Annotated in this window: 8 protein-coding genes and 1 pseudogene; 7 read left to right on the top strand and 2 right to left on the bottom strand. The window is 40.6% G+C overall.

The features are described from left to right. Positions 1–1309: 1309 nt before the first annotated feature. The gene (gene mdtJ / locus Xentx_RS17445) at positions 1310–1735 is read left to right on the top strand and encodes a multidrug/spermidine efflux SMR transporter subunit MdtJ (RefSeq protein WP_074021781.1); all 426 of its coding nucleotides are present in this window, start codon (positions 1310–1312) and stop codon (positions 1733–1735) included. A 1-nt stretch (position 1736) separates the two neighbouring features. After that, a complete protein-coding gene (gene mdtI, locus Xentx_RS17440) occupies positions 1737–2069 on the top strand; it encodes a multidrug/spermidine efflux SMR transporter subunit MdtI (protein ID WP_074021780.1) in 333 nt (110 codons plus the stop codon). Positions 2070–2176: 107 nt separating this feature from the next. Here mdtI and Xentx_RS17435 read toward each other — a convergent pair whose 3' ends face one another. Then, positions 2177–2521, bottom strand: coding sequence for a RidA family protein (locus tag Xentx_RS17435; protein ID WP_074021779.1), 345 nt, complete (start codon positions 2519–2521; stop codon positions 2177–2179). 102 nt (positions 2522–2623) lie between these two features. Here Xentx_RS17435 and yoaA point away from each other — a divergent pair, with 102 nt between their 5' ends. The 5 genes from yoaA (at position 2624) to Xentx_RS17410 (ending at position 9724) form a co-directional block, all read left to right on the top strand. Further along, complete coding sequence (yoaA, locus tag Xentx_RS17430) at positions 2624–4540, top strand: DNA repair helicase YoaA (RefSeq protein WP_074021778.1); 1917 nt, start codon at positions 2624–2626, stop codon at positions 4538–4540. An 80-nt stretch (positions 4541–4620) separates the two neighbouring features. Then, entirely contained in the window at positions 4621–5316 is a 696-nt protein-coding gene (tsaB, locus tag Xentx_RS17425) for a tRNA (adenosine(37)-N6)-threonylcarbamoyltransferase complex dimerization subunit type 1 TsaB (protein WP_074021777.1), read from the top strand. Between the two features lie 131 nt (positions 5317–5447). After that, positions 5448–6032 carry a Slp family lipoprotein gene (locus Xentx_RS17420; RefSeq protein WP_074021776.1) on the top strand — a complete coding sequence of 195 codons (585 nt, stop codon included), beginning with the start codon at positions 5448–5450 and terminating at the stop codon, positions 6030–6032. A gap of 425 nt (positions 6033–6457) precedes the next feature. Further along, the gene (gene fadD / locus Xentx_RS17415; RefSeq protein WP_074021775.1) at positions 6458–8149 is read left to right on the top strand and encodes a long-chain-fatty-acid--CoA ligase FadD; all 1692 of its coding nucleotides are present in this window, start codon (positions 6458–6460) and stop codon (positions 8147–8149) included. A 318-nt stretch (positions 8150–8467) separates the two neighbouring features. Beyond that, on the top strand, positions 8468–9724 hold the full coding sequence (locus tag Xentx_RS17410) for a tyrosine-type recombinase/integrase (RefSeq protein ID WP_074021774.1): 1257 nt from the start codon (positions 8468–8470) through the stop codon (positions 9722–9724). A gap of 93 nt (positions 9725–9817) precedes the next feature. Here the strand turns inward: Xentx_RS17410 and Xentx_RS18965 are convergent. Then, positions 9818–9935 (bottom strand): annotated as a pseudogene (locus tag Xentx_RS18965) (IS5/IS1182 family transposase); the annotation flags it as partial.

Here is a 9935-nt window from a genome sequence, read left to right as displayed (position 1 = left end):
TCTGGCAAGCATGAGTAACCCCGTTCCTCGCGTACGGATGTCCCGATGTATGTGGTTCAAAGCAAGTTGTTGTAATGTAATACGTTCTGGTTCAGACAGTGTGATATTCGATTTCATAAGAACAGGCAATAAGTCATCTGATTACCGATTATAACACCAATGCAGATAGTTTATCTGATCAACTTATTATAAGGTCTTAAGAAAAACCCCTGTTTTTCTGTAAAAATCAGGATTATTTCATAACCCTTTGCTTATATTATGAATTTTATTCATTTTTTATAATGATGCAATAAAAAATAATATGAAAATATTTAACTTATAGGTTAAATAATGAAAGGATTAAAAAGCTGAGAGTTGTTTAAAAGATAAATAAAATATAGGTAGGTATTATTATTTTCATTGCCGATATATGGCTTATCAAAGATATTTAATTTTAAAATTAAACCTATCTAAGTAAAAACGTTCAATTAAGAAATATAACAGCAAACGATAATTACCATACATTAAACCTTCTCATTTTGTACGGGCATAGGTTTTCACTCAATCGGTTGAACGGAAACGCAGTGGAGAAGAAAGTGTACGTCTTGTTGAGCATATTTTAAGTAATTTTGATATCCCGAAAGGTTAGATAAAGGATAAGTCTATTGCAAACACAATGTATGATTATACTAAATGGTCAGTTGTAGCAGATTTAACCAATTTAAAATATTACATCAAAACTTATACTGATCCGGTATTACGTTGCATTTCCTTTAATGATTTTGATCTCGATGCTAGTGTACCCGTCTCTCATCCGATGGTGTCAAGTAAAATACCAAATTTGATACCTGAATAATGAAACTTTAATATAAATTATTTCAAACTCCACTTTTAGTAAAAAAGTGGAGTTTGATGAACCAAATATAAATCGTTGCTTTTTATTGTGAGTTATGATAGAAATATACTATTCACTTACTAATATGAGGGTTCGTAGTATATCATGCGATGGTTATACTGTTGTCGTGTGATGAAAGAATAAAACACCATGAATAGCGCCAAAAGCGTCAACATTCAACATAGTAATAAAATTCAACGTTGTACTCATGTTTTTTTCCTCTCAACTATCTTATCCAGTGAGCACTATTGGTGCGGTGCCCTTTAGGGCCTTCTCCTGCTAACCGGTTCTTCACCGGCAATTTTCATTTGCCAAAATATTTTGCTAAAAATTCAGTTTGATTCTGATATTACGCAATTGCATTTGCAGCCGACTTTGTTGGCATTTATAGCTTGATATCTTGGCATGCTTATCAGTATGTTCAGGAGAGAAAAAATGATTTATTGGGTGTTTCTTGTATTGGCGATTATGACAGAAGTAATTGGTACTCTGTCAATGAAACAAGCCAGCGTTTCTGGTGATTTTACAGGCATGATTGTGATGTACACCATGATCACAGCTTCTTATATTTTACTGGCAGTTGCTGTGAAAAAAGTGGCATTGGGCGTGGCTTATGCTCTGTGGGAAGGTATTGGGATCCTGTTTATTACCACTTTTAGTGTGATATGGTTCAACGAATCACTGTCATTAATGAAAATTAGTGGATTAGCATTGTTGATAGCCGGAATTGCTTTGATCAAAATGGGAGAGAAAAAGAGTCAAGGCCAAGCTTCAAACAATACAACAAAAAACCATGCAGTTAAGAATAATCCATCAAGAACATTAAACACTGTTTCGAACAAGCAAATTAGGGAGGCATGATATGCTAACTCAATTTGAATGGTGGCATGGTGCGTTTCTGGTTCTGGCCGTTGTTTTGGAAATTGTGGCAAATATTTTATTGAAACTATCTAATGGCTTTCAGCGTCTTTGGATTGGTATTTTATCTCTGGTTGCTGTTTTGGGCGCATTTAGCGCGTTGGCCCAGGCAGTGAAAGGGATAGAACTTTCCGTTGCTTATGCCTTATGGGGTGCATTCGGCATTATTGCTACAGTGGCGGCCGGCTGGATAATGTTTAATCAACGACTGAATTTTAAGGGATGGAGTGGTATTTTGCTGCTATTAATTGGTATAATTATTATTAAGATGGCTTAATTTTTTTACTCTCCATTCCTTAAATTTCATTTTGTAAATTCATTTCTAAACATGGCATTGAATGAGTTATTGTTCATTCAATGCCATGTTTGTTTAATAAGTGCAGATTATAAAGCGGCAATAATTTTGATTTCTACTTTATACTTAGGATCCATCAACGCCGCTTGAACAGTACAGCGGACTGGAGCACTTCCGGCAACAACCCATGCATCCCAGGCAGCGTTCATGCCTGCAAAATCGGCCTTGTCCGCCAGAAAAATCGTAGCGTCCAAGATCTTGTTTTTATCTGAACCAAGACGGTGTAACAGGGTATCAATGGCTGCCAGAGTATCGGCGGTTTGCTCTGTAATATCACCATCCAGTTGTTCTGGCACGCTGGTATAATAGATAGTGTCATTGTGAACGACTGCTTCTGACCAACGGATATCTGGATCAATGCGTTTAATAGTCATTAAATCTCCTGTTAATTTATCCAGTTTTTTGCTGAATTGAGTAGTTATTACAACTTAGTATTGGCATAATTCTGCCACATTTTTTATTGAAAGAGACTGTTTGTGTCAGACGATTTTGCGAAAAATGGCATACTAGCCAAAGCCATACCTGGTTTCAAGCCACGCGATGCTCAGCGGGAAATGTCTTCAGCTATTACAGTTGCGATTAAAAAACAGCAACAATTGGTCGTAGAAGCAGGAACGGGAACCGGTAAAACATTTGCTTATCTTGTACCTGCTTTGCGTTCCGGTAAAAAAGTGATTATTTCTACGGGTTCTAAGGCATTGCAGGATCAGCTCTACAATCGAGATCTACCCACTATCGTTGATGCGTTAGGTTTTACAGGCAATCTGGCGCTATTGAAAGGGCGCTCAAATTATTTATGCCTTGAACGCCTTGAGCAACAGTCGATCGGCAATTCCCAGATGGAAGCTGAAATCTTGGCGGAAGTCATTAAATTGAAGCATTGGTCAGATCATACAAAAGATGGCGATATCAGCACTTGTCATCAGGTGGCGGAAGATAGCACTGTTTGGCCATTGATAACGAGTACTAATGACAATTGCCTTGGCAGTGATTGCCCATGCTATCAGGAATGTTTCGTTCTGAAAGCCCGTCGAAAAGCGTTGGAAGCTGATGTGGTGATTGTTAACCACCACCTATTTATGGCTGATATGGTGGTTAAGGATACTGGGTTTGGGGAATTAATCCCGCAGTCTGATGTGGTGATTTTCGATGAGGCTCACCAGATCCCTGATATTGCCAGCCAATATTTTGGTCAGCAGTTAAGTAGCCGTCAATTGATGGATTTATCGCGGGATATCATCCTGGCTTATCGCACTGAAGTGCGGGATCAGGCACAATTGCAAAAAAGTGCAGATCGTCTCAGCCAAAGTACACAAGATTTTCGTTTGTCATTAGGTGAAAACAGTTATCGAGGCAATCTTCGTGAATTTTTGCAACATCAGCAAGTTCAGCGCGCATTAGTGCGGTTGGATGATGCCCTTGAGCTTTGTTATGACGTGATGAAGCTCTCTTTGGGGCGTTCAGCCATGTTGGATGCGGCTTTTGAGCGGGCAACAGTTTACCGCAATCGCCTTAAGCGTCTGATTGATGTCAGTATACCTAATTACAGCTATTGGTTCGAAAGTTATGGGCGGCATTTTTTGCTGGCGCTAACACCGTTATCTGTCGCCGACAAATTCAGTGAGATGATCCGTGAACAACAGGGGAGTTGGATTTTTACATCGGCAACATTGTCGGTCAATGAACAGTTAAATCATTTCACTGAACGTTTAGGGCTGAAACAAGCCCAAACATTACTTCTGCCGAGTCCATTTGATTATCAACGCCAAATGTTATTGTGTGTTCCGCGTCATTTGCCATCACCTAACCAAAATGGTGGTGCAAAATGGCTGGCTCGTATGTTGAAGCCTTTGATTGAAAGCAATAAAGGACGTTGTTTTTTCCTCTGTACTTCTCACCAAATGATGCGCAGTTTGGCAGAAGAGTTTCGTGCCAGTATGACATTGCCAGTATTGGTGCAGGGTGAAACGAGCAAGACACAACTGCTGGCACAATTTATCTCTGCGGGTAATGCATTGCTGGTAGCGACTGGCAGTTTTTGGGAAGGGGTGGATGTCCGAGGTGATGCATTATCCTGTGTTATTATTGATAAATTACCATTTACTGCGCCCGATGATCCCTTGCTTAAGGCACGTATCGAGGATTGCCAACTCAAAGGCGGGGATGCTTTTCACGAAGTCCAGCTTCCCGATGCTGTGATTGATTTGAAGCAGGGCGTTGGGCGCCTGATCCGTGATATTGACGACTATGGCGTTGTGGTTATCTGTGATAATCGATTAGTGTTGCGTCCATACGGTGAGGTTTTTCTAAATAGCCTGCCTCCCGCTCCCCGTACTCGTGATTTATCAAAAGCAATTGCGTTTCTGAAATCACGCCCACCGCAGTCTGGGTAATAAAATGTCGGGGCGATGATGTTGGGGCTATGGTAGTATAGCCCCTTGTTTTGAATCCTATATCTTGCCGGAGTTAAGGCATGTCCACGCGAATTTTAGCTATTGATACTGCAACTGAAGCCTGTTCTGTTGCACTTTGGAATGAAGGTGTTGTTGAAGCACAGTTTGAAATTTCTCCACGAGAGCATACTCAACGTATTTTACCGATGGTTCAAGCGGTTTTATCAAAGGGTGGCGTGAGCCTGCAACAATTAGATGTGTTAGCGTTTGGCCGTGGGCCGGGTAGTTTTACTGGTGTACGGATTGGTGTTGGCATCGCTCAAGGGCTGGCATTGGGTGCTGAATTACCGATGGTTGGCGTTTCTTCCCTGAAAACAATGGCGCAAGGGGCTTTTCGCCTAAAAGGAGCAACAAACGTTTTGGTTGCTATTGATGCGCGGATGGGGGAAGTTTATTGGGGACAATACACTCGTAATTCACAAGGTGAATGGCAGGGCAATGAAACGGAAGCGGTTTTGAAACCTGAACAAGTGCAAGAGGTTATGAGCTCTTTGTCAGGCGAATGGGCAATTGCTGGAACAGGATGGGAGGCTTATCCTCAATTATTGGAGAGCCAGTTAACACTGACAGCAAGTGACATTACTTTACCCCATGCAGAAGATATGCTGCCACTGGCAATCCAGATGTGGGAAGCTGGGGAAGTGACAGCGGTTGAATATGCTGAACCCGTTTATTTACGTAATGAAGTGACATGGAAAAAATTGCCGGGTCGTTAAGGCGCTTCTGTCTGGTCAATAAAATTCATGCAACTTGTGGCAGAAAGTGGTGTCCATGAATATAAAGGAATAGAGTATGGCTAACCAGATTAATGGTTAGCCTAATAAGATTTTTCTGCGTTGGAGGTGTTATGCTTAATGGAACACACTATCGAAGCATACTGCAAGCGATGGCACTATTGGGAACCTTGGTACTTGCGGGTTGTGTGTCAGTTCCTGATGTTATTAAAGGAACGACTAAAACACCGGTGGAAAATCTGCTTTCTGTCAAGAACATGCCTGAGTTATATGTTGGCCATGAAGGTAGATTTGGTGGCAAAGTACTTAGTGTCTTGAATGAAAAAAACCAGACTCGATTAGAAATATCCGCCATGCCACTAGCAAGCAATGCAGCCCCACGTTTGGATGCACCATCTTTGGGTCGAGTTTATGCTTACGTGAATTCTTTCTTAGAACCCAGTGATTTTAAAGATCATTATGTAACTGTTGTAGGTTTGATTACTGGTCTTGAAAAAGGAAACGTAGGCAATAGCCCGTATAATTATGTTGTGATGAATGCTGCGGGAGTGAAACGTTGGTATGAATCTCAGAGAATGATTTTGCCTTCTGCTGTAGGAATTGATCCGTGGAGCTATTATGGCAACCCTTATGATCCATTTTGGCGCGGTTATTCGCCATTTCAACCTGTATCAGTTGAAACAATTTTAACTGAATAAACTTTTTGCCAATTTAAGAGGGGTATCCAGAGTTATCCCGTTTTGCAAAAGAGACAATTTCCCACCGTTTTGTGATATAAGCTTCTAATAATTATCCTTTAATTTAAATAATTCACTTATAACTATTTGGAATAATGATAAGACTTTAAGTCAGAAATTAGTAAACCAGTGTATAATTAGTGAATTATAAATTAAAGTGCCAATAGTTCATCTAATTATTTGATAAGTAATAAAAAATATATGGGCAGCAAAAGCTGCCTTATTTTTTTGCAGTAATTAATAGTACTAAATTAGTGATGTGTATCGCCAACCTGAACATTGTTGCTTTGCAAACTGGTACGCTGAGTTAATAATTTGTTAAATACACAAGTCGGTTTTTTTATGGTCAGTGGTTACATCGCAATTAGATTTCAGGAGTATTCAACTTGGAAAAAGTTTGGCTAAAACATTATCCGGCAGATGTTCCGGCAGAAATCGATCCCGACCGTTATTCGTCGCTGATTGAGATGTTTGAAAATGCTGTAGTGCGTTATGCCGATCAGGTCGCATTTATCAATATGGGCGAGGTAATGACTTTCCGTAAATTGGAAGAGCGTAGCCGTGCCTTTGCTGCCTACTTGCAGAATGGCCTAGGGTTGAAACAAGGGGATCGTGTGGCATTGATGATGCCCAATTTACTGCAATACCCCGTTGCACTATTTGGTATTCTGCGTGCAGGTATGGTTGTTGTAAATGTGAACCCGCTCTATACCCCGCGTGAATTGGAACACCAGCTTAATGATAGTGGCACATCTGCCATTGTTATTGTTTCTAACTTTGCGCATACCCTAGAAAAAATTGTCTTTAATACGCAAGTCAAAAACGTTATTTTGACGCGTATGGGTGACCAACTTTCACGTCCCAAAGGAACCCTTGTTGATTTTGTCGTTAAATACGTTAAGCGGCTCGTACCTAAATATCACTTACCGGATGCCATTTCGTTTCGTAGTGCGATTCATAAAGGCTACCGGATGCAGTATGTCAAACCGGATGTGAAAAATGAGGATTTGGCTTTTCTGCAATATACGGGAGGTACCACAGGGGTTGCGAAAGGTGCAATGCTAACTCATCGTAATATATTGGCAAACCTCGAACAGACTAGAGCTTGTTATTCTCCATTATTGAAGCCTGGGCAAGAATTAGTGGTAACTGCGTTGCCGTTGTACCATATCTTTGCTTTGACGATAAATTGCCTGTTCTTTATTGAATTGGGTGGGCAGAATTTGTTGATTACTAACCCTCGCGATGTAAACGGCACGGTCAAGGAACTATCGCGTTATCGCTTTACTGCATTATCAGGTGTTAACACGCTATTCAATGCCTGGCTGAATAATCCGGAATTCCAGAAGCTGAATTTCTCCTCATTACGTTTATCTGTTGGCGGCGGCATGGCTGTACAACGAGTGGTGGCTGAAAAGTGGCAAAACCTGACAGGTCGTCATCTACTGGAAGGTTATGGATTGACGGAATGTTCTCCTCTGGTTTCAGCTAACCCACATAACTTAACTTATTACAGTGATAGCATTGGCTTCCCCATTGCTTCAACAGAAATTAAGCTAGTAGGGAATGATGGTAATGAAGTTTCACAGGGTGAAGTGGGTGAAATGTGGGTGCGTGGGCCACAGGTAATGAAAGGTTACTGGAATCGCCTTGATGCGACGGATGAGGTGTTGAAAGATGGCTGGTTGGCAACTGGGGATATTGCCAGCGTAGATGAAAAAGGTTTTTTCCGCATTGTGGATCGGAAAAAAGACATGATTCTGGTTTCCGGATTTAATGTCTATCCAAATGAAATAGAAGATATCATTTCTTCCCACCCTAAAGTGTTAGAGTCCGCAGCAGTGGGCGTTCCAAGTGAAAATTCAGGAGAAATTGTCAAAGTATTTGTGGTACGCAAAGATCCCAGTTTGACTGAGGATGAACTTAAAACGCATTGTCGTCGTTACCTGACAGGATATAAGGTACCGAAGATCGTTGAATTCCGCGATGAGTTGCCAAAATCCAATGTAGGTAAAATTCTTCGTAGAGAACTTCGTAATGAAGAGTTGGCAAAAGTAGGTAATACTGCTACAAATTGAGTATGGTAATTGCTACCCCATTGCACATCAACAACGCCGGTTTTTACCGGCGTTGTTGTGCACGTCTTATGAATGGCCAAGAGAATGATGTTTTGAATTATCAGTTGATTACTAACAATTGTTCATGCGTAATCATGTGTATATGTAAATATTCATCGAATATTATTTAATTTTTTGATTTTAAATAGAAATAAAGCCAAATACTGATTTAATGATTCGTTTGTATTCACAAATATCTATCTGGTTACATCATAAATATGTACATTTTGGTGTACATAAAATACATTAAAAGCTGTGTTATTTTTTGAGGAAAATAATATGGCAATCACTGATTCGTGGCTTCGCTCTACCAATGGTAAACCCCAAGAAAAAATCACTACCAAATCAGATAGGGATAGTCTATCTGTTCGTGTTACCCCCAAAGGTAAAATCATATTTCAATTTAGGTATCGATGGGATGGAAAGGGGGATCGAATAGATATAGGAACCTATCCAGCGACGAGCTTAAAAGATGCTCGTGACGCTGTAACTTTCTACCGTGGAGAGTTAGAACAACACCGTAATCCCAAAATAGTTAAACGTGTTAGAAAGGAAGCTGCTTTGAATGCTGTGACTGTGGAGGAACTAATACGGGACTGGTGGCAAGCGACAATGCAAGGTTCGAAGGTTGCTGCCGGGCAAATATTGCGTGGTTTTGAGATTTATGTTTTTCCAAAAATTGGTGGAATGCCACATGATGAGACGACGCTTCATGTTTGGCTATCCTTGATAGAAGAGGTGTCTAAGCATTCCCCCACAACAGGCGCTCGGATATTGTCGTACTCCAAGAAAGCACATAAGTGGGCTGTTCGACGTGGAATGACTAACAACACTCCGATAGCTAATGTCATGTCAAGTGATTTGGGAAGTCAGGGTGCAAATTTGGGTTCTGATGAGGATGATAATGATATAGGTGGGAGAACCTTAAGCGAAGATGAATTGGCAATTCTTTTTCATATTATTGAATCTTCTAATTACAATTTACGTAATGCTTTAATGGTAAAGTTGTCTCTTTTGTTCGGGTGCCGTATTGGTGAGTTATTAAAGGCTAAAGTGGTTGATTTTGACTATGAGAAAAATGTCTGGATTGTGCCTCCTGCTAATCATAAAACAGGAAGGAAAACCAAAAAGCCTATTATTAGACCGATCATTCCAGCAGCGAAAGAATTAATTGAGCAAGCAAAAAAAATTAATGGTGGAAGTCAGTATTTGTTTGCTATATCTGGAGGTAGGCCATTTTCGAAATCGTCACATTGCGTGATAATTGATCGGCTAAGTGAAAAGATGTCTAAATATTTTGATGACTCCTATACCTCATGGTCAATCCACGACTTACGCCGAACCATGCGCACTGAGATTTCTGAATTAACCCCGCCTCATGTAGCTGAAATCATGATTGGTCATAAACTACCGGGCGTATGGCAGGTGTACGATAAGCACACCTACCTAAACGAGCAGAGAGAAGCCTATGAGCGCTGGTGGAATAAGTTGACTAAAATTGTTTCCCGCGTTCCCAATCTTCAACATCCTGCTTAGAGAAATGTAATTCTCTGCCTTTGAATCTGGGTTTTGGGAAGCCATCTTTTTTTTGTTTCCCATTGCCGCACCATGTCCGAATGGTATTACAGCCTATTCAGTATTTTTTCTGCGCAGCAACACGACGAGAAATGCCAGATTGACGAACTGAAGGCTGGTATTCAAATATCTCTCACAGTTCTTCCACAATCGTCGGCATTTTTCCAGCCAA

The organism is Xenorhabdus thuongxuanensis (genome assembly GCF_001908095.1).
GTDB lineage: Bacteria > Pseudomonadota > Gammaproteobacteria > Enterobacterales > Enterobacteriaceae > Xenorhabdus > Xenorhabdus thuongxuanensis.
Note: the sequence above shows the minus strand (reverse complement) of the source record. Positions and strands in the feature narration are given on the sequence as shown.

Excerpts from the sequence above, each read along its gene's own strand:
- mdtJ (WP_074021781.1), top strand. The coding sequence starts at position 1,310 with ATGATTTATTGGGTGTTTCTTGTATTGGCGATTATGACAGAAGTAATT.
- mdtI (WP_074021780.1), top strand. The coding sequence starts at position 1,737 with ATGCTAACTCAATTTGAATGGTGGCATGGTGCGTTTCTGGTTCTGGCC.
- Xentx_RS17435 (WP_074021779.1), bottom strand. The coding sequence starts at position 2,521 with ATGACTATTAAACGCATTGATCCAGATATCCGTTGGTCAGAAGCAGTC.
- tsaB (WP_074021777.1), top strand. The coding sequence starts at position 4,621 with ATGTCCACGCGAATTTTAGCTATTGATACTGCAACTGAAGCCTGTTCT.
- Xentx_RS17420 (WP_074021776.1), top strand. The coding sequence starts at position 5,448 with ATGCTTAATGGAACACACTATCGAAGCATACTGCAAGCGATGGCACTA.
- Xentx_RS17410 (WP_074021774.1), top strand. The coding sequence starts at position 8,468 with ATGGCAATCACTGATTCGTGGCTTCGCTCTACCAATGGTAAACCCCAA.